This is a genomic window from Streptosporangium sp. LJ11 (assembly GCF_051918945.1).
Lineage (GTDB): Bacteria > Actinomycetota > Actinomycetes > Streptosporangiales > Streptosporangiaceae > Streptosporangium.
The window spans coordinates 12,494-31,098 of record NZ_JBPXMB010000008.1; the positions used below are offsets into that span (position 1 = coordinate 12,494).

General features: G+C 72.2%; 18 protein-coding genes. 10 read left to right on the forward strand and 8 right to left on the reverse strand.

Annotated features, from left to right (window positions below):
• Positions 1–3: 3 nt before the first annotated feature.
• Positions 4–645: a response regulator transcription factor gene (locus ACTOQ3_RS13555; protein ID WP_362689643.1), complete on the reverse strand. Its 642-nt coding sequence runs from the start codon at positions 643–645 to the stop codon at positions 4–6.
• A complete protein-coding gene (locus ACTOQ3_RS13560) occupies positions 636–1,874 on the reverse strand; it encodes a sensor histidine kinase (RefSeq protein WP_440083746.1) in 1,239 nt (412 codons plus the stop codon). Before ACTOQ3_RS13560 ends, ACTOQ3_RS13555 begins: the two co-directional genes overlap by 10 nt.
• Positions 1,875–2,226: 352 nt before the next feature.
• Here ACTOQ3_RS13560 and ACTOQ3_RS13565 point away from each other — a divergent pair, with 352 nt between their 5' ends.
• Both ACTOQ3_RS13565 and ACTOQ3_RS13570 read left to right on the forward strand, forming a co-directional pair.
• Positions 2,227–3,132, forward strand: coding sequence for a hypothetical protein (locus tag ACTOQ3_RS13565; protein ID WP_440083747.1), 906 nt, complete (start codon positions 2,227–2,229; stop codon positions 3,130–3,132).
• Positions 3,133–3,211: 79 nt separating this feature from the next.
• On the forward strand, positions 3,212–4,183 hold the full coding sequence (locus ACTOQ3_RS13570) for an asparaginase (protein ID WP_440083980.1): 972 nt from the start codon (positions 3,212–3,214) through the stop codon (positions 4,181–4,183).
• A 208-nt stretch (positions 4,184–4,391) separates the two neighbouring features.
• On the opposite strand, the gene ACTOQ3_RS13575 is transcribed toward ACTOQ3_RS13570, so the two are convergent.
• Complete coding sequence (locus ACTOQ3_RS13575) at positions 4,392–4,901, reverse strand: VOC family protein (RefSeq protein WP_440083748.1); 510 nt, start codon at positions 4,899–4,901, stop codon at positions 4,392–4,394.
• Positions 4,902–4,972: 71 nt separating this feature from the next.
• Between ACTOQ3_RS13575 and ACTOQ3_RS13580 the strand changes: the two genes are divergently transcribed.
• A complete protein-coding gene (locus tag ACTOQ3_RS13580; RefSeq protein ID WP_440083749.1) occupies positions 4,973–5,434 on the forward strand; it encodes a MarR family winged helix-turn-helix transcriptional regulator in 462 nt (153 codons plus the stop codon).
• Between the two features lie 132 nt (positions 5,435–5,566).
• Here ACTOQ3_RS13580 and ACTOQ3_RS13585 read toward each other — a convergent pair whose 3' ends face one another.
• On the reverse strand, positions 5,567–6,718 hold the full coding sequence (locus tag ACTOQ3_RS13585) for an ROK family protein (protein ID WP_440083750.1): 1,152 nt from the start codon (positions 6,716–6,718) through the stop codon (positions 5,567–5,569).
• Positions 6,719–6,796: 78 nt separating this feature from the next.
• On the opposite strand from ACTOQ3_RS13585, the gene xylA reads away from it, so the two are divergent.
• From xylA to ACTOQ3_RS13615, 6 genes are all read left to right on the forward strand, one after another.
• Positions 6,797–7,948, forward strand: a complete 1,152-nt coding sequence (gene xylA / locus ACTOQ3_RS13590; protein ID WP_362689672.1) for a xylose isomerase — start codon at positions 6,797–6,799, stop codon at positions 7,946–7,948.
• Positions 7,945–9,330 carry a xylulokinase gene (gene xylB, locus ACTOQ3_RS13595; RefSeq protein ID WP_440083751.1) on the forward strand — a complete coding sequence of 462 codons (1,386 nt, stop codon included), beginning with the start codon at positions 7,945–7,947 and terminating at the stop codon, positions 9,328–9,330. The genes xylA and xylB overlap by 4 nt, the downstream gene beginning before the upstream one ends.
• Before the next feature lie 129 nt (positions 9,331–9,459).
• On the forward strand, positions 9,460–10,110 hold the full coding sequence (locus tag ACTOQ3_RS13600) for a DUF998 domain-containing protein (protein WP_440083752.1): 651 nt from the start codon (positions 9,460–9,462) through the stop codon (positions 10,108–10,110).
• Positions 10,111–10,251: 141 nt separating this feature from the next.
• Entirely contained in the window at positions 10,252–12,480 is a 2,229-nt protein-coding gene (locus tag ACTOQ3_RS13605) for a sensor histidine kinase (protein WP_440083753.1), read from the forward strand.
• Between the two features lie 174 nt (positions 12,481–12,654).
• A complete protein-coding gene (locus ACTOQ3_RS13610; protein ID WP_344745811.1) occupies positions 12,655–13,044 on the forward strand; it encodes a roadblock/LC7 domain-containing protein in 390 nt (129 codons plus the stop codon).
• Positions 13,041–13,412, forward strand: coding sequence for a DUF742 domain-containing protein (locus ACTOQ3_RS13615; protein WP_440067661.1), 372 nt, complete (start codon positions 13,041–13,043; stop codon positions 13,410–13,412). The genes ACTOQ3_RS13610 and ACTOQ3_RS13615 overlap by 4 nt, the downstream gene beginning before the upstream one ends.
• Before the next feature lie 179 nt (positions 13,413–13,591).
• Here the strand turns inward: ACTOQ3_RS13615 and ACTOQ3_RS13620 are convergent, their stop codons facing one another.
• From ACTOQ3_RS13620 to ACTOQ3_RS13635, 4 genes are all read right to left on the reverse strand, one after another.
• The gene (locus ACTOQ3_RS13620) at positions 13,592–14,167 is read right to left on the reverse strand and encodes a GTP-binding protein (RefSeq protein WP_362689690.1); all 576 of its coding nucleotides are present in this window, start codon (positions 14,165–14,167) and stop codon (positions 13,592–13,594) included.
• Positions 14,148–14,495, reverse strand: coding sequence for a DUF742 domain-containing protein (locus tag ACTOQ3_RS13625; protein ID WP_362689693.1), 348 nt, complete (start codon positions 14,493–14,495; stop codon positions 14,148–14,150). The genes ACTOQ3_RS13620 and ACTOQ3_RS13625 overlap by 20 nt, the downstream gene beginning before the upstream one ends.
• Before the next feature lie 67 nt (positions 14,496–14,562).
• Positions 14,563–14,970, reverse strand: a complete 408-nt coding sequence (locus ACTOQ3_RS13630; RefSeq protein ID WP_440067665.1) for a roadblock/LC7 domain-containing protein — start codon at positions 14,968–14,970, stop codon at positions 14,563–14,565.
• Positions 14,967–17,480 carry a nitrate- and nitrite sensing domain-containing protein gene (locus ACTOQ3_RS13635; protein ID WP_440083754.1) on the reverse strand — a complete coding sequence of 838 codons (2,514 nt, stop codon included), beginning with the start codon at positions 17,478–17,480 and terminating at the stop codon, positions 14,967–14,969. Before ACTOQ3_RS13635 ends, ACTOQ3_RS13630 begins: the two co-directional genes overlap by 4 nt.
• A 157-nt stretch (positions 17,481–17,637) precedes the next feature.
• Here ACTOQ3_RS13635 and ACTOQ3_RS13640 point away from each other — a divergent pair, with 157 nt between their 5' ends.
• Positions 17,638–18,444 (forward strand): SDR family NAD(P)-dependent oxidoreductase, encoded by an 807-nt coding sequence (locus ACTOQ3_RS13640; protein ID WP_440083981.1) that lies wholly within the window; start codon positions 17,638–17,640, stop codon positions 18,442–18,444.
• Positions 18,445–18,605: the final 161 nt, after the last annotated feature.

Sequence of the window (18,605 nt, forward strand, 5' to 3'; positions counted from 1 at the left end):
CTCTCAAACCTTCAGGAATCGCAGGACGGCGAGCACCCGGCGGTGGTCCTTGTCGGCGCCGGAGAGGTCGAGCTTGGTGAAGATGTTGTTGATGTGCTTGCCGACCGCGCTCTCGGACACCACCAGGGCCTCGGCGATCCCGGTGTTGGAGCGGCCCTCCGCGATCAGCGCGAGCACCTCGTGCTCCCGGCGGGTCAGCCGGTCCAGCGGGTCGCTGTGCCGGCGCAGCAGCAGCTGGGCGACCACCTCGGGATCCAGGGCGGTGCCTCCGGCGGCGATCCGGCGCAGCGCGTCGAGGAACTCCTCGACGTCGGCCACCCGGTCCTTGAGCAGGTAGCCGATCCCGCTGGTGGCGGTGGACAGCAGCTGGGTGGCGTAGCGTTCCTCGACGTACTGGGAGAGCACGAGGATCGCGAGCGTCGGCCGCTGGCGGCGCAGGACGAGCGCCGCGCGCAGGCCCTCGTCGGTGTGCGAGGGGGGCATCCGGACGTCGGTGACGACGAGGTCGGGGACGTGCTCGTCCACGGCGCGCAGCAGCCCCTCCGCGTCGGACACGGCGGCCACGACCTCGATGCCCGCCGAGCCGAGCAGGCGGACGAGCCCCTCCCTCAGCAGGACGGAGTCCTCGGCGAGCACTACGCGCACGGCAGCTCCACTCTGATCGTCGTCGGCCCGCCGAGCGGGCTGTCGACGTACAGGATGCCGTCCACGGAGCCGACCCGGCGGGCCAGGCCGCGCAGGCCGGTCCCCCGGTCGGGATCGGCGCCGCCGCGGCCGTCGTCGCTGACGGCCACGTGGAGGCGGTCGTCGAGCCGGTGGACGGCGACCTCGGCGCCGAACGCCTCCGCGTGCTTGGTGATGTTGGTCAGCGCCTCGGACACGACGAAGAACGCCACCGCCTCGACCGTGGGGGAGACCCGCTCGAAGATGTCGACGTCCAGCCGTACGGGGAACGGCGCCCGCGCGGCCAGACCGGACAGCGCCGCGTCCAGGCCCTGGTCGTTGAGTACGGCCGGGTGCAGCCCCCGGACGAAGTCGCGCAGCTCCTTCAGGGCCTGCTTGGCCTCCTCGTGCGCCTGCACGATCACCTCGCGGGCGGGTTCCGGCAGGTCGGTGAGGGTGGCGCGGGCCATGCCCAGGTTCATCGCCAGCGACACCAGTCGCTGCTGGGTGCCGTCGTGCAGATCCCGCTCGATGCGGCGGCGCTCGGCGTCCGCGGCGTCGACCACCTCGGCGCGGCTCTCCCGCAACGTCTCGACCCGCTGGACCAGCTGGTCGCTCAGGCTGGGGCCGAGCAGGGCCTCGGCGGCGATCACGTCCAGTACGGCGAACCCGCGGGCGACCCAGGGGGCCGCGACGAACAGGGTCCCCGAGACGAGGACGAACGCCACGCTCGGCCAGCTCTCCTCCATCGCCCAGTACCGCACGGCGAGCGCGGCGGTGACCAGGCCGCCCGCCCACGCCCCGACGACCGAGACGGCACCGACCCCGCTGATCAGCGGGGTCAGCAGGTGGTACCCGAGCCGGCGCCAGGTGCTCCGCGTCCTGGCCTCCTGGAGCAGCCGCCTGAACGGGTTCATGCTCATGGGGCGGCGCGCGACCGGCGGGATGTCGATGTCGAGGAAGGCGGCGAACCGGGACCGCTGCGCCAGGGTGAGCAGCCGGACGACCCAGAAGAACAGCAGCAGCGCGATCACCGGGACCACCACGGTCCACATCAGCAGCAACGACGCCATCACCAGCGCCGCGATCACCGCCGTGCCCAGCAGGGCGATCGGCACGCCCGTCACCAGATGCGCGGTGCGGAGCCAGGCCCGCGCGGACCAGTGGGCGCTGATCCTCTCCCAGGGGGTGGTCATCTCGATGCCGGTCATGTGACCACCGTAAGGACCGCCACGGCCGGGGCACAGGGGCGAGGCATCCCGGAAAAAGGTGGGGTAAACCCCACCTTCACGGCCGGCCCGGAGTTCTCTTCACGGGGTACCCCCGGTGTCACAACCGTATGGTTCGCCCTCTTCGTAGGGTAAAGACATCATTTGCAGGCTTCACCTAACCTTGAGGAACGGGCTCCCGCGAGCATGTCGAACGGCATGGCGCGGGAGGGGCGACGGACCGGTCGCCTCCCGCTCGGGCCGTACCCCCGCACCCCCGCACCCCCGTGCCCCCGTGCCCCCGGCCTCCCCGTATCCCCATATCCCCGCCCTCTCCGCACTCCCAGGTCTACCCATGTTCCCCGTGCTCCCCGTACTCCCCGGCCTCTCCGGCGCCGCCGATCCTTCCCGGCTCCTCGTCGACGACCCGATGTCCGAGCCCCTGACCTACCCGGGCCGCCTCCCCTCGGGAGCCGGACTGCTGGCCGACGACCGTTTCCTGCCGATGTCCGAGGATGCCGGCGCCCTCGGCGACCGGCGGGTCCGGTCCGGCAGCCGGGTCGTGCGGCTCGCCGACCACCTGGCGAGCCTCGGCGCGGGGCCGATGGAGGCCCGCCACCCGGTGGTCGCGGTGGGGTCCAACGCCGCGCCGGGCCAGCTGCACCGCAAGTTCACCGCCGCCGGGATCCGGCCCGTCGTCCCGCTGACCCCGGCCACCGCGCACGGCGTCGCCCCGGGGGTGTCGGCGCACGTCAGCCGGAACGCCTACCTGCCCGCCGCGCCCGTCAGGGTGGCGGGGGCGTCACTCCTGTTCGTCGTGTGGGTGGACGACGCCCAGCTCGCCGCGCTGGACGCGACCGAGCCGAACTACCTCCGGCTCCCGCTGCCCCCGAACTCCTTCCCGGTGCGCCTCTCCTCGGGGGAGACCCTCCCGTCGTGCCACATCTACGCGGGCAGGCACGGATGCCTGGTGGACGAGGAGGGCGAGCCGCTGCGGCTCGCGCCCCAGCCGGAGCTGATCGGGCACCTGCTGGCGCGCTCCGCGAAGCTGCGGCGCCTGTTCGGGTGGACACCCGAGGAGTTCGTGACCAGGGCGCGGCGGGACGACGGGACGCGGGAGGCGGCCCACGCGCTGTTCCGGAGCGACGGGCTCGCCGACCCCGGAGCCGGGCTCGCCGGAGAGCTGTCACGCGTCCCGGACCGCGAACGGCACCGGCACTCCTGGCCGGAGGCCGCACCGACCGCTTCGGCTTTCAGGTAACCCCAATGGGGTTAGTCGTGGGTTATAAATAGAGGGAGACCTGAAAGCGGCCAACGAAGGGATCGTCTCCTTGAAGCGCGTGCTGCTGCTGGCGACCGGTGACGCCATCGCCCACTCCTACGCCCCGGGCCGCCCGGGAGTCGCGTCGGGGGCCGAACTGCTGAGGGCGCTCCCGCCCGGCACGATCGCGGCGGACGCGGTGGACGTGGTGGCCGAGGACGTGATGGCGGAGCCCAGCTGGGACATGTCGCCCTCGACCATGCTGGAACTGGCCCGCAGGGCGCGCTCGGCCATCCTGGATCGCGGATTCGACGGCGTCGTGATCACTCACGGCACCGACACGATCGAGGAGACGGCGTACCTCGTGGACCTCCTCGCGGGCCGGGCGGCGGAGCGCGGCACCATCGTGCTGACCGGCGCCGTCCGCTCCCTGGACGAGCTGTCCTCGGACGGCCCGCGCAACCTCGCCTCCTCGCTCGTGGTGGCCGCCGACGGCGCGCTGCGCGGTGCCGGGGCCGTCGTGTGCGTCAACGACGAGGTCCACGCGGCCCGCTGGGTCGCCAAGGTCGACGCCACGAGCGTCGCGGCGTTCTCGTCGGCCCCCTTCGCCGTGCTGGGCCGGGTGACCGGCGGCCGGGTCGAGACGCTGTCCGCCCCACCGCCCCGGCCGCCCGCGTTCGGAGGGGACCCGGCGTCGGACGTCGCCCTGATCAAGACCTATCCGGGGATCGAACCCGTGCTGCTCACCGCCGTCGTGGACGCCGGGGCCCAGGGCGTCGTGCTGGAGGCGACCGGCATGGGCAACGTGCCGGTCGGGCTCTTCGTGGCGATCGCCGAGCTGACGGAGTGGGGGATCCCGGTGGTCGTCGCGTCGAGGTGCCGTACCGGCGCGGTCCCGCTCGGCGAGATGCGCTTCGGCGCGGGGCTCGCCGCGAGTGTCGGTGCGATCGGAGCCCGGGGCCTGGCGCCCTCGAAGGCGCGGTGCGCGCTGATGGTCGCCCTCGGGACCGGCGGGATCGACGCCGTACGCGACTGGTTCGACAGGCTCTGACGCCGGTTCGGCAGGTCTGACGCGCCGTGAGGCGATGCGCGGATAGGTAAAAACCGCGAGAAGGGGAGTATCGCCGAGCTGTGCGGGCACGTCGGTGGAGTCCGTGATCCGGCGAAGGGCTGGGGAGGCCTTCGCCGGATCACCCCCTCCCCGCCCGGCGCCCGTCACGGGGTGCCGGGCCGCGGAGCGGCCGGACGGGCCGGAACGATCAGACGGGGATCGAGACCCCGAGGCCGCCGCGGGTCTCGGCGCCGTACCGCTCCTTCTCCCTGGCGATGTCGAGGGGCTTGATGCCGGAGCGCCCGTTCAGCACCTCCTCGGTGAGCAGGTCGGCGGGGACCAGCCAGGAGACCTCGAACTCCAGCCCGTCGGGGTCCTTGGCGTACAGGGCCTTGGTGGTGGAGTGGTCGGAGGCGCCGACGAGGGCGTCGAGCTCGCCGAGCTTGAGGGCGATCCGCTCCAGCTCCTGGAGGGTGTCGACCTCCCAGGCCAGGTGGTAGAGGCCGACGGCCGAGCGCCCGGCCTCCGAGGGACCCGCCTGCGCGCCGACCTCGAAGAGGCCCAGGTCGTGGTCGTTGCTGGACCCCGAGGCCTGGAGGAACGCGGCGCCCGGCATGCCCATGACCACCCTGAAGCCGAGTGCCTCCCGGTAGAAGGCGACGCTGCGCTCCACGTCGCGGACGAAGAGAACGGCGTGGTTGAGCCGCTGAACCGGCATGCTTCCTCCTAAAACTTGAACTCTCAAGTACATTACCCCCACTTTCTTGAGAGTTCAAGTAAGCTGAGCCCGTGACGCGATGGCTGGACGATGACGAGCAGCGCACCTGGCGTGCGTTCCTGGCCGCCTCGCAGCTCGTCCAGGAGGAGCTGGACCGGCAGCTGCAGCGCGACTCCGGCATGCCGCACGCCTACTACGCCGTGCTGGTGAAGCTCTCCGAGGCGCCCGGGCGCATGATGCGGATGAGCGAGCTGGCGGCGGAGGTCAACTCCTCGCAGAGCCGCCTGTCGCACGCGGTGAAGCGGCTGGAGGAGCGCGGCTGGGTGCGGCGCGAGCCGTGCGCCGCGGACAAGCGCGTGAGCTGGGCGATCCTCACCGACCAGGGCCTCGCGGTCCTCACCGCCGCCGCCCCCGGCCACGTCGAGGCGGTACGGCAGACCCTGTTCGACCGTCTCGACCCCGAGCAGCTCGTCCAGCTGGCCGAGATCTGCGCCGCCATCCTCGCCAGGCCCGGCCCCGGCCTTCCCTCCTGAGCCTGAGCGGGCCTTCCCGTCCGTGCCTGAGCGACCTCGCCGCGGACGCGCCGGCGCCGCCCTCCCCTGGTGGCCACGGGTGACCACGAAGGACGCAGGGGTGTCCACGGGTCAGGTGGCCACGGACGGCTACTAGAGGTGGCTCCAGGGGTCGGCGATGACCCGGTGGATGACCTGCCCGGCGGCGCCCAGGGTCGCGGCGTCGCCGCCGAGCCGCGAGACGGTCAGTTCGGGGACGGCCCGGCGCATCACGCCCAGCCGGGAGGTCATCGTCTCGTGCGCCGGACCCCGGATCCACGGGAACAGCGGGGCGAAGACCCCGCCCAGCACGATGGTCCCCGGGTCCATCAGGTGCACCGCGGAGGTGAGGGCGACGCCGAGTGCCTGACCGGCGCGCTCGCAGGCCTCCAGGGAGTCCCGCTCGCCCGCGTGGAGGCGTGCCAGCAGCGTGGCCACGCCGTCGGGAACGCCGGCGAGCCCGGCGGCCCTCAGGAGCGCGTCCTGCCCGGCGTACTGCTCCAGGCAGCCCCGGCCGCCGCAGCGGCAGGCCGGGCCGTCGGGGGAGACGACCACGTGTCCCAGTTCCCCGGCGAGGCCGCGGGCGCCGCGGAACAGGGCGCCCCCGACCACCAGGCCCGCGCCGATGCCGATCTCCCCCGACACGTGCAGGAAGTCGCCGGGCACCGAGCCGAACCAGAGCTCGCCCAGGGCCGCGAGGTTGGCCTCGTTGTCCACCTCGACGGGGAAGTCCAGCAGGTCGGAGACGCGGACGTCGTGCCAGCCGAGGTTGGGGGCCGTGTGGACCAGCCCGCCGTCCACGGGGCCGGGCACCGCGAGGGTCGATCCGGCGATGGAGAGGCCTTCCCCGCGCGCTTCGTCCACAGCCCTGTGGGCGAGTTCTTCCAGGTGGGACAGGGTTTCCACAGGCGAGGACGTACGGTTGTCCACAGCCTGTGCATATCTGAGCCGCACCGCCAGGGTGAGGTCGACCACGCAGGCGGACAGGTAGTCGACGTTGATCTCCAGGCCGAGCGCGGCGACCCGCCGCCCGCTGAGCGCGACGGCCGTGCCGGGCCGCCCCCGCTCGCCGTCCCTGAGCGCGCCCGACTCGGTGACCATGCCCGCCTCGATCAGGTCGCCGACCATCTTCGACACCGTCGTCTTGGTCAGTCCGGTGATCTCGGCCAGCGCCGCCCGGGTGATCGGGCCGCTCCTGCGGACCTCGCCGAGGACCACACCGAGGTTGCGGGCGCGCATCGAATTGTGGCGTACGGCCTGTGTCATGGAGCACCCACCTCTTGACGATCCCACCACCTCGATCCATATTAAGTCCATAAAGTGGATTAAATCGGAGGAACGCAAATGAGCGCCTACACCCCCAAGCCCGAAGACCGCTTCACTTTCGGGTTGTGGACCGTCGGCTGGCAGGCCCGCGACCCCTTCGGGGACGCCTCGCGGGCCCCGCTGGACCCGGTGGAGAGCGTCCACCGGCTCGCCGAGCTCGGCGCGTACGGCGTCACCTTCCACGACGACGACCTGCTCGCCGTCGAGTCCGACCGTGACAGGGCCATCGCCAACTTCAAGAAGGCGCTGGCCGAGACCGGGCTCAAGGTCCCGATGGCCACCACGAACCTGTTCACCCACCCCGTCTTCAAGGACGGCGGGTTCACCAGCAACGACCGCGACGTCCGCCGCTACGCGCTGCGCAAGGTCATCCGCAACGTCGACCTGGCCGCCGAGCTCGGCGCGACCACCTACGTCTGCTGGGGCGGGCGCGAGGGAGCGGAGTCCGGGGCCGCCAAGGACATCAGGGCCGCGCTCAGCCGCTACAAGGAGGGCATGGACCTGCTCACCTCGTACGTGATCGAGCAGGGCTACGACATCAGGTTCGCCATCGAGCCCAAGCCGAACGAGCCCCGGGGCGACATCCTTCTCCCGACCATCGGTCACGCGCTCGCGTTCATCAACGAGCTGGAGCACTCCGAGCGCGTCGGCCTCAACCCCGAGGTGGGCCACGAGGAGATGGCCGGGCTCAACTTCGCGCACGGCATCGCGCAGGCGCTCTGGCACGGCAAGCTCTTCCACATCGACCTGAACGGCCAGCACGGCCCCCGCTACGACCAGGACCTGATCTTCGGTCACGGCGACGTGAAGAATGCCTTCTTCCTGGTCGACCTGCTGGAGAACGGCGGCTACGACGGCCCCAGGCACTTCGACTACAAGCCGCTGCGCACCGAGGACTCCGAGGACGTCTGGGTCTCCGCCGCGGCCAACATGCGCACGTACCTGATCCTGAAGGAGAAGGTCGCGGCGTTCCGCGCCGACCCCGAGGTCGCCGAGGCGCTCGCCGCGAGCAGGGTCGCCGAGCTCTCCGAGCCCACGCTCGCCCCCGGCGAGACGATCGCCGACCTGAACCGCGACGAGTTCGACCTCGACGCGGTGGCGGCGCGCGGCTTCCACTTCACGCGCCTCAACCAGCTCGCCATGGACTACCTCCTCGGAGTCCGCGGATGACGCTGGTGGCCGGGGTCGACTCGTCGACCCAGAGCTGCAAGGTGGTGATCAGGGACGCCCGTACGGGCGCCCTGGTCCGCCAGGGGCGCGCGACCCACCCCGAGGGCACCGAGGTCGACCCCGGAGCCTGGTGGGAGGCGCTCCAGGAGGCGATCGCGCGGGCGGGCGGGCTGGACGGCGTCGAGGCGATGAGCGTCGGCGCGCAGCAGCACGGCATGGTCTGCCTGGACGAGTCCGGCGAGGTCGTCAGGAAGGCGCTGCTGTGGAACGACACCCGTTCCGCCGGAGCCGCCGCCGACCTGGTGAAGGAGCTGGGCGGTCCCGAGGTCTGGGCCGAGGCGGTCGGCAGCGTGCCGGTCGCGTCGTTCACGGTGACCAAGCTCCGCTGGCTGGCCGAGCACGAGCCCGACTCCGCCCGTCGCACGGCGAGGGTGTGCCTGCCGCACGACTGGCTCACCTGGCGGCTGGGCGGGGAGTTCGTCACCGACAGGGGCGACGCGTCGGGTACCGGGTACTGGTCGCCCGCGACCGGGGCCTACCGGACCGACCTCCTCCGGACGGCCTTCGGCGCCGTACCCGGGCTCCCCGAGGTGCTGGGACCCCGAGACTCCGCGGGCGAGGTGCGGCCCGCAGCCGGCGTCTCCGGCGCGGGCGCGGTGCGGCTCGCGCCGGGTACGGGCGACAACATGGCGGCGGCCCTCGGGGTCGGCGCCCTGCCCGGGGACGTGGTGGTGTCGATCGGGACGTCGGGGACGGCCTTCGCGGTCGCCGCCGTCCCGAGCGCGGACCCGACCGGTTCCGTGGCCGGGTTCGCGGACGCCACGGGGCGGTTCCTCCCGCTGGTGGCCACGCTCAACGCGGCCAGGGTGCTCGACGCCGCCGCGCGGATGCTCGGGGTCGGCCTCGACGAACTCGGCAGGCTGGCCCTGGAGGCGCCCTCGGGGGCCGGAGGGCTCGTCCACGTCCCGTACCTGGAGGGCGAGCGCACCCCGAACCTGCCCACCGCCACCGGCTCGCTGCACGGGCTGACGCTCGGCACCTCCACCCCGGCGCACCTCGCCAGGGCGGCGGTGGAGGGCATGCTCTGCCATCTCGCCGACGCCTTCGACGCGCTCGGGCTCGACCCGGCCAGGGTGCTGCTCATCGGAGGAGGCGCCAGGTCGGAGGCCGTACGGCGGATCGCCCCCGCGGTCTTCGGGCGGCCGGTGGTCGTTCCCGAGCCCGGCGAGTACGTCGCCGACGGGGCGGCGAGACAGGCCGCCTGGCTGCTCGGCGGCGACGCCGAGCCGCCGGCCTGGGAGGCGGGCAAGGTCGAGCACTACGAGGCCGATCCCGCACCGGAGGTCAGGGCCCGCTACGCCGAGGTCCGCGGCCTCCGCTGAGCCGCGGGCGCCCCGGCGCGTGCTCCCGCCGGGGCGCGCGCCGGGGTGGGTCGTCTCAGGGGCGGCTCAGGGTTGGATCAGGGGTGCCGCCGGATGTCTGAAACGTCCTCTGGCGGACAGTCTTAGCGCATGCTCGCGTCGAAGAGGCTCTACCCCCTGATCGCCTGTGCCGGGCTCGTCGTGGCCGTCGCGGCCGCGGCCGCCGGACAGGCCGACCCGGTTCCCTACGCGAACCCGCTCGATCTGACGATCAGTGAGTACGCCGCGCTGGATCGCACCGGAGCCACCGGGCTCGCGATGGCGGCGCTGGGGATCGCGGCCTTCGCGGTGGTCGCCGGGCTGCGGGCCGTGGGGGCGCCGGTGGGTGTCCTGGCCGAGCGGCTGATGCTGGCCTGGGGCGTGGGGCTCATCGTGCTCGCGGTGGTGCCCGCGGCTCTTCCCGGTACGGGGACGGACCTGATCTCCCAGACGTACCGCTACGTGTCGATCGCCGTGCTGGCCGCGGTGCCCGCGGCGGGCGGCCTGACGGTGGCGCGGTTCGGCGAGGACGAGCGGTGGCGGCCGGTGGCCAGGCCGCTGGAGTGGCTCACGCTGGCCGGGGGTTTCGGGCTGCTGGCGCTCACCTACGTGACGCTTCCCGGGGGCGGGGTGCTCGCCGGTCTCGTCGAGTGGACCCTGCTCGGCACCGAGATCGCGCTGGTCGGAGTGCTGGCCGTCCGGCTCGCGAGACTGACATGGGCGCGGGGAACCGCTCCCGCCTCACGCGCCGCTCTCGGCTGACGGACTCACTTTTGAAAACTCTTTCATGACATGTCACAAATAGGCTACAAATAGCAGGAGCCGCCAGTGCTATTCTCGTCGGCGATCTAGAGATCGTCCGGGGCTCCCCCCGGCGCTCCGAGAGCGAGCCGTTGAGGTGACATGGCAGCGAGCAGGTCCATCCGCTTCAAGGTCTCGGTGCTGCTGGTCATCCCGCTCGCCTCACTGGTGGCACTGTGGGCTTTCGCGACGGTCGTGACGGTCGGCGACTCGATGAGCCTGCTCTCCGTCGGCACGCTGTACGACACCGTCGCCAAGCCCGCCGGAGACCTCGGCACCGCGGTCCAGCGCGAGCACATCCTGTCGGCCGAGTACCTGGCCACCCGCTCGGACGCGGACCGCGACACCCTCGTGGGGCAGCGCTCGGTCACCGACCAGGCCCGTGCCCGGCTGCGCCGGCAGACGACCGGGGACGCGGCGCAGGCGGCGATGTCCGAGGAGATGAGGACGCACCACGACGAGCTGATGCGTCAGGTGGGCGCGCTCGACGCGATCCGCGCCAGGGTCGACTCCGGGCGGATCGGCCCGGTGGGCCTCTCCGAGGAGTTCTCCCGGCTGCCGGACGCCCTGCGCCGGCTCTTCAACACCCTGAGCCTCAGCAACGACCTCTCGCTCTACCGCCAGTCGCGCGCCATCACGACGATCAACCATGCCATGGACCTGCTCAGCCGCGAGCGGGCACTCGCCGCGGGCTCGCTGGCGCTCAGGAGCCCGATGACGCCGAGCGAGATGCGGCTGTTCACCCGGCTCTCCGCCAACCGGATCTTCCTCATGGAGCAGGCGCTCCCCGAGCTGGATCCCGAGCTGCGCGCCCCCTTCTCGGACATGATCGCCTCCTCGACGTACGCCCGCTTCATCACCCTGGAGAACCACCTGCTGACCGGCGCCGAGGTGCGGTCCACCGACTGGCGCGCCGCCGGTGACGCGCTGGACGCCGTCTACCAGCGGTCCCTGACGGCGGTCGCCCCCGCGCTCATCGAGCAGGCCACGCCCGCGGCCGTCAGCGTCTTCGTCCGCGCCGGTGTGATCGGCGTGCTCGGCCTCATCGCGGTCGTCGCGTCGCTGCTGGTCTCCTACCGGGTCGGCAGCGGGATCACCAAGGAGCTCGCCGCCGTGCGGCGGGCCGCCGCCGAGCTCGCGCAGGCGCGGCTCCCGAGGGTCATGGAGAAGCTGCGCCGCGGCGACATGGTGGACGTGGAGGCCGAGGCGCCCGCGCTCAGGCCGCCGGGCAGCACGGCCGAGATCCACGACGTCGCCGACGCCTTCAACAGCGTCCAGCGCAGCGCCATCGACGCCGCCGTGGAGCAGGCCAGGCTGCGCGAGGGCGTCTCCCAGGCCTTCCGCAACCTCGCCCGCCGGAGCCAGTCGCTGCTGCAGCGCCAGCTCAAGATGCTCGACGGCATGCAGAAGCAGGCGGAGGATCCCGCGGCGCTGGACAACCTCTTCAAGCTCGACCACCTCACCACCCGCATGCGCCGCCACGCCGAGGGCCTGGTGATCCTGTCCGGCGGGGCGGCGGGCCGCAAGTGGCGCTCGTCGGTGCCGATGGAGGACGTGCTGCGCGGGGCCGCCGCCCAGGTCGAGGACTACGCCCGGGTGCGGATCCACCCGACGGGCGGCACCACCCTGGTCGGCAACGCCGTCGCCGACATGATGCACCTGTTCGCCGAGATCTTCGAGAACGCCACCGTCTTCTCCCCGCCGGGCAGCCAGGTCTCGGTCCGGGGCGAGCTCGTCGGGCGGGGCTTCGCGGTCGAGATCGAGGACAGGGGACTCGGGCTGACCGACGACAAGCGCGCCGCGATCAACGAGCGCCTGGCCAGCCCGCCGGAGTTCGACCCGGCCGACACCGACCGGCTCGGCTTCGCCGTGGTCGGGCTGCTGGCGGCCAGGTACGGGGTCGAGGTGGTGCTGCGCGCCTCGCCGTACGGCGGTACCGGGGTGGTCGTCCTCATTCCCGAGAAACTGCTCGGAGACCCCGAGCCCGTCGAGCAGCCGCTGGAACCGCCGGTGCTCACCGTCATCAGCGTCCGGCCCGAGTCCGCGGAGCAGCGGGCGGAGACCCTCGTGGAGCGGGTGGACCGGCCGGGCGACTCCGGTGAGGTCCCGATCCCCGCTGACCTGTGGAAGCCGCTGCGGCGCGGTGGGGACGGCCTGCCCCGCCGGGTGCGGCAGGCGAACATGCCGCCGCGCCAGGCCCAGGAGTCCCGCTCGCCCGAGGCCGAGGTCGGGGGACGGTCGCCCGAGGAGGCGAGGGCGCTGATGAGCTCCCTGCAGTCCGGGTGGCGGCGCGGGCGCGGCGACGACGAGGACGGCGGTGCCAAGCGATGAGCCGGGACCGTGCGCGCCGCCGCGGATCCCCGGGACCGGGTTCGCCGAGGTCCGGCCCGCGGCCGTGCGCGCGGCCCGGCGACACCCGTGGGAGCGGATTCGCGGGAACGGATTCACCGAGCCGGTGGGGGCCGGCGACCAGCGAGATCATCAGAGGGGAAGGGGTTTAACCACGTGCCGGGTGAGCTGTATTGGCTGCTGGATGACTTCGTCACGAGTGTGGCGGACGTCTCGCACGCGCTGATCCTGTCCAACGACGGGTTGATGATGGCCTCGTCCCGAGGGCTGAGCAAGGAGGACGCCGAACACCTGTCCGCGGTCGCCTCCGGCTTCCAGAGTCTCGCCAAGGGCACCAGCCTGCAGTTCGGCGGCGGTGCCGTACGCCAGACGATGGTGGAGATGGACTCCGCGTTCCTCTTCGTCACCTCCGCCGGTCAGGGGAGCTGCCTGTCGGTCATGACCACCGGCGCCGCCGACGTCGGCCTGATCGCCTACGAGATGGCCCGCCTGGTCACCCGCGTCGGCCAGCATCTGGCCACCGGACCACGGGTGGCCGGCCAATGAAAGACGACGTCGAGTGGGTCGACGAGGAGGCCGGTCCCGTTGTCCGCCCCTACGCGATGACCGGTGGGCGTACCCGGGCGTCGTCGTCCTCGTTCGACCTGCTCGCGATGGCGGTGGCGACCGGAGCGCCGGTCGGCCCCGGGGCGAACCTGGGCTCCGAGCACCGGCGGCTGCTCAACCTGGTCAGGCGGGCACGCCCGATCGTGGAGATCGCCTCGGACGCGGGGCTGCCGGTCGGCGTGATCAAAGTCCTCCTGGGCGACCTGCTGGACCAGGGCCTGATCCAGGTGCGGTCGCCGCTTCCCGCCGCCTCCATACCCCCCGAGAGCCTCCTGAAGGAGCTGATCAGCGGCCTGCGGGCGCTGTGACGCCTCCCGCGACCCCGCTGTGACGCCTCACGCGACCCCGGCGGGCAAGGGCGTCGGGGGCGTCGAGGGCACTGCGCCCAGGCTCGCGACCCCACCGGCCGGCGCGCCCGCTCCGCGGCCGTAGCGCCCGAGCCGGTGTCCGGCCCAGGCGGGGGCCGGGAGTACCCCGGCCCGCTCCTCTAGCTCTGGCTGGCCGTCAGCACCCTCAGGGAGTGCTCCACCAGCGTCACGAGCACCGTCTTCGCCGAGACGCGGCGTCGCACGTCGCAGAGCAGCACCGGCACGTCCATGTCGAGGTCCAGGGCGACGCGCACGTCCTCCGCCTCGTGCTGCTCGGCACCGTCGAAGCAGTTGACGGCCACGATGAACGGCGTGCCGCGCTGCTCGAAGTAGTCGATCGAGGGGAAGCAGTCGGTGAGCCGCCGGGTGTCGGCGAGCACCACCGCACCCAGCGCGCCGTAGGACAGCTCGTCCCACATGAACCAGAACCGCTCCTGGCCCGGCGTGCCGAACAGGTAGACGACCAGGCCCTCCCTGATCGTGATGCGGCCGAAGTCCATCGCGACCGTGGTGGTGGTCTTGCCCTCGACGCCGTCGACGTCGTCGATGCCGATACCGCGGTCGGAGAGGACCTCCTCGGTGCGGAGCGGCCGGATCTCGCTGATGGCGCCCACCAGCGTGGTCTTGCCCACCCCGAAGCCACCCGCGATGAGAATCTTGAGGGCGACGGGTTCGTCAGAGGGCCCGAAGTCCATTGATCACTTCCTTGAGAATGCGCTCGCTCGCGGAGGCGCGCCCGATCGAGATGAGCTTGTGGTCCTGCAGGTCGCCGAGAAGGACCCTGACCACGCCGAGCGGCAGGTTGAGGTCCGAGGCGACGTCGGCGACCGAGGTCGGAGTGGTGACCATGGCGAGGATGCGTTCCTGTTCGGGGCCTGGGACGAATCCCCCGGACGGAGCGCCGCGAGTCGAGGTGACCATCGCGACCAGGTCCAGCTTGTCACCGGAGGAGCGGGTGCGACCCCCGATGAGCGCGTACGGCCGGACGACCGGTCCGGCCTCCTCGTCCATCCAGTTCGTCATCCAGACCTCCAGCACCGGGCTCGGGGATCTAACGGTCCGTCGACGACGCGGCCCTCCGTTCTCTCGCTCACGAGAGACCCTGGCGCGGGTTGGTGGAGATGTGCTGGCCGACCCGCTTGACCAGCATCGCCATCTCGTACGCGATGTGGCCGACGTCGGCGTCGGAACTGCTCAGCACGGCCAGGCAGGTTCCCTGACCCGCGGCGGTGACGAACAGGAACGCCGACTCCATCTCCACGATGGTCTGGCGCACCTCGCCACCGCCGAAGTGGCGTCCCGCGCCGCGCGCCAGGCTCTGGAATCCGGCGGCGACCGCGGACAGATGTTCGGCGTCCTCGCGCAGGAGGCCCTTCGAGAATCCGACGGCCAGCCCGTCGGTGGAAAGGATCACCGCCTGGCGCACCGCGCCCACCCTGGTGATCAGGTCGTCGAGGAGCCAGTTCAGCTCGCCGGTGTTGGTCAATTTGCCGGTCATTTGTCCCCCTTGTCGCCTGTCGTATGGTGCGCGAAGTCATTGTCCTGCTCCTCGCGCCCGCGCCGCGCCCCCGCCTGGAAGGCGGAGAACAGCGCGCGGACCTCGTCCGGCGAACGCTCCTCGCTCGGCTCCGCCCTCGGCTCCGGCTCGGACTCCTGGCGGAGCTGAGGCGCCAGGTTCGCCTGCCGGACCCGGCGGGGCAGGCCGCCCGGCCCCGCGGGGGGCTGTACGGCCGTCTGGCGCGTCGGGCCGCCGTTGCCGACCTTGTCCCGGGCCTGGGCTTCGCGAGGCGTCTCGTGGGTCTCACGGGGCGCCTGGGGCGACCCCTGCGGCGGTGCCGGGGAGGGCGCGTTGGGAGGAGCCTCACGCGCCGCCGCGCCCCAGCCCGTCTCCCGGCCCGCGGGCGGCTGCCCCGCCTGACCCGAGGACGGGGTACGGGCGGGCAGGTCGGTCACCACGCTGAGGGACGGGGCGCCGGGCTGGTCCGGCTGGTCCTGCTGGAAAGGGTGGCCCGGCTGGTTCTGGGAGGCCTGCCTCGTCCTGCGCGGGAGTCCGTTGCCGTTGGCCGGAGGGGCGAACGTGCCCGGCGGGGTGGTCTCGAACGTTTCCTTCTGGCGCGCGGCGGCGCGCTCGGCGGTGAAGGACGTCCGCTCCGCGGTGAGGGCGAGCGGCGAGTCCTGCTGGGCGATCACCGAGCGGGGGATGAGGACGATGGCCGTGGTGCCGCCGTACGGCGAGCCGCGCAGGATGACCTGGATGCCGTGCCGGGAGGCGAGCTGGCCCACCACGAACAGGCCGAGCCGGTCGCTGTCGGCCAGGTCGAACTCCGGCGGGCTGGCCAGCCGCTCGTTGATCGCCGTGTACTCCGCGGTGCTCAGGCCCAGGCCGCGGTCCTCGACCTCGACGGCGAACCCGTTGGCCACCACGTCGCCGCGCACGGTCACCGCGGTCTGCGGCGGCGAGAAGATCGTCGCGTTCTCGATCAGCTCGGCCACCAGGTGGGTGATGTCGGCGACCGCGGCCCCGTCGAGCGAGACGTCGGGCACCGGCACCACGTTGACCCGGGTGTAGTCCTCGACCTCGGCGATCGCGGCCCGCAGCACGTCGACCACCGGAACCGGCTTGCGCCACGTCCGGCCGGGCGCCGCGCCGGACAGGATGATCAGGCCTTCGGCGTGCCGCCGCATGCGGGTGGTCAGGTGGTCCAGCCGGAACAGGTCCTCGAGGCTGTCGGGGTCGGTCGCCCGGTGCTGCATGCTGTCGAGCAGGGTGAGCTGGCGGTGGAGCAGGCTCTGCTTGCGCCGGGCCAGGTTCACGAACACCTGGCTGACACCGCGCCGCAGGTTGGCCTGGCCGACGGCGGCCTCCACGGCGGTGCGCTGCACCGAGCCGAACGCGTGGGCCACGTCGTGCACCTCGGTCGAGCCGCCCGCCTGGATCGGCGGCGCCTCGGCCCGCACGTCGACGTCCTCGCCGCGCCGCAGGCGTTCCACGACGCGGGGGAGCCGCACGTCCGCCAGGTCCAGGGCGGCCGAGCGGAGCCCGGCCAGCTCGGTGGCCAGGCGGCGGCCGAAGCGGACCGAGATGATGATCGACGCGACCACCGCGATCAGGCCGACGCCGCCGGCGATCAGGATCCGGACCATGACGCCGGTGGCGACGTCCTGGGCCCGGTCCGCCAGCTTCTTGGAGGCGGCGAGGTTGACCTGGTCGAGCCAGTTCGAGATCGCGTTCGTGGTCGCCTTCCACGAGCGCGCCTCGGAGGCCAGCCGGCCGCCGGTCGACCCGGCGATGGCCTTCTCCAGGTCGGTGAACTTCCCGAAGGCGGCGGAGGCGAAGGTGTCGCGGTACTGCGCGCCCAGCTCGGGGTCCAGCGAGGCGGCGCCGCGGGCGTGCAGGAAGCGCCGGGTGGCGACGTACTCGCCGAAGGCCTTGCGCTCCGCCTCGGACAGCCGGTAGTCGATCAGCGCCCCGCTGATCAGCGCGTTCTCCCTGGCGATCATCTCGTGGGCGTTGCCCATCCCCTGCATGGCCGCGGCCTGCTGGAAGATCGAGAAATCGGGCACCGCGGCCATCTGGTCGTACACCAGGAAGACCGAGTCGAGGATCTGGTTGTAGTTCGACAGCACGTCCAGCCGCGAGTGCTGCCCGCTGTCGACGCCCGAGCGGACGCTCGGGAGCTTGTCGAGCTGGCGGAGCAGCTCGTCCAGCGAGTTACTCAGTTCCGGGCTGCCGGAATCCTCGCCGACGGCCGCTTTCCTGAACTCCTCGACCGCGCGGTCGGTGCGGACCCGCTGGTCGCCCATCCCGCTCGTGAGGACCCGGGAGCTGATCGCCACCGACGACTGCGTCCGCTCGGCCTGGAGCTGAAGGCCCAGCTCGGTGGAGGTGACGCCCACCGTCTGGTAGAGGGCGTTCGCCTTCAACAGGGCGACCCCGTCGCCGACGGTCAGGTTGAGTACGAAGCCCCACAGCGCGCTCAGCGACAGCAGCGGCAGGAGCAACAGCAAGAAAATCTTGAACCGAATCGAGCGGTTTCTAGAGCTCATGTCCACTCGTCCCAACCCCTGCGCGTGTGGAGGCTCGTGCCGGTTAGGGATGGATACGCCTCCGAAGATCGCACAGGAGACTAGCACCGAATAAGGTTTTTGCGCAGTGGAGGATCCGATGATTAGTGTGATTACCGGGGCTAGTGCCGGAATTGGCGAAGCCGCCTCGGTGGAACTCGCGAGACGCGGGCAGAAGGTAGTTCTGGTCGGCCGTAATCCCGACAAGACGGCGCGCGTGGCGGAAAGGGTGAAGGCGGTCTCCGGGGTACTCCCGGATACGTTTACCTGCGACTACACCCTTTTGGATGATGTGCGAAGGTTGGCGGCGGAACTGCTGTCCCGCTACGAGCGGATCGACATCCTCGTCAACAACGCGGGCGTCATGACGACCAGGCGCACGCTCACGCGCGACGGCCACGAGACGATGATCCAGGTCAACCACCTGGCCCCCTTCCTGCTGACGAACCTGCTGCTCGAACGGGTCGCGGGGCGGGTGATCACCACCACCTCCCGCGCGGGCAAGACCGGGCGCCTGGACCCGTCCGACCTCGACCGCGAGCGGCGGCGCTGGAGCGGCTGGCTCCAGTACGGGGACTCCAAGCAGGCGGGCGCCCTGTTCACCGTGGAGCTGGCCCGGCGCCTCCAGGACACCGGGGTGACCGCCACCTGCTTCCACCCCGGGGTGATCAAGACCGAGTTCGCCCCGTCGACGTTCATGATGTGGATGGTGAAGAACGTTCCCGGCATGGGCGAGACCGTCGAGGAGGGCGCGAGCACCCTGGTCCACCTCGCCACCCACCCGGACGGCGCCGCCCATCCGGGCCGCTACTTCGCCAGGAGCGCCCCCGCGGCCGTTCCCCGGGGAATGCGCGACCCCGCGCTGGCCCGAGCCCTCTGGGACGCGAGCGCCGCCGCCGTCGCGTGACCGTCCACGCGGCGCGGTGACGAGCGGTGACGACGCCGGCGCCGGACGCCCACGGATACGCACAGGTGTCCGCGGGCACCCGGCACCACGGTTCGCGGCGGGGATTTCCCCGCGCGTCACCGGTCGTTCGCCCGATGTTGGGCGGGTCCGGTTACCGTCCG

Bases quoted from the DNA above. Each gene is read 5' to 3' on its own strand.
- ACTOQ3_RS13600 (WP_440083752.1), top strand. From the start codon at position 9,460: ATGCTCGCGTCGAAGAGGCTCTACCCCCTGATCGCCTGTGCCGGGCTC.
- ACTOQ3_RS13560 (WP_440083746.1), bottom strand. From the start codon at position 1,874: ATGACCGGCATCGAGATGACCACCCCCTGGGAGAGGATCAGCGCCCAC.
- ACTOQ3_RS13615 (WP_440067661.1), top strand. From the start codon at position 13,041: ATGAAAGACGACGTCGAGTGGGTCGACGAGGAGGCCGGTCCCGTTGTC.
- xylB (WP_440083751.1), top strand. From the start codon at position 7,945: ATGACGCTGGTGGCCGGGGTCGACTCGTCGACCCAGAGCTGCAAGGTG.
- ACTOQ3_RS13630 (WP_440067665.1), bottom strand. From the start codon at position 14,970: ATGACCGGCAAATTGACCAACACCGGCGAGCTGAACTGGCTCCTCGAC.
- ACTOQ3_RS13575 (WP_440083748.1), bottom strand. From the start codon at position 4,901: ATGCCGGTTCAGCGGCTCAACCACGCCGTTCTCTTCGTCCGCGACGTG.
- ACTOQ3_RS13585 (WP_440083750.1), bottom strand. From the start codon at position 6,718: ATGACACAGGCCGTACGCCACAATTCGATGCGCGCCCGCAACCTCGGT.
- ACTOQ3_RS13620 (WP_362689690.1), bottom strand. From the start codon at position 14,167: ATGGACTTCGGGCCCTCTGACGAACCCGTCGCCCTCAAGATTCTCATC.
- ACTOQ3_RS13625 (WP_362689693.1), bottom strand. From the start codon at position 14,495: ATGACGAACTGGATGGACGAGGAGGCCGGACCGGTCGTCCGGCCGTAC.
- ACTOQ3_RS13565 (WP_440083747.1), top strand. From the start codon at position 2,227: ATGTTCCCCGTGCTCCCCGTACTCCCCGGCCTCTCCGGCGCCGCCGAT.
- ACTOQ3_RS13640 (WP_440083981.1), top strand. From the start codon at position 17,638: ATGATTAGTGTGATTACCGGGGCTAGTGCCGGAATTGGCGAAGCCGCC.
- ACTOQ3_RS13605 (WP_440083753.1), top strand. From the start codon at position 10,252: ATGGCAGCGAGCAGGTCCATCCGCTTCAAGGTCTCGGTGCTGCTGGTC.
- xylA (WP_362689672.1), top strand. From the start codon at position 6,797: ATGAGCGCCTACACCCCCAAGCCCGAAGACCGCTTCACTTTCGGGTTG.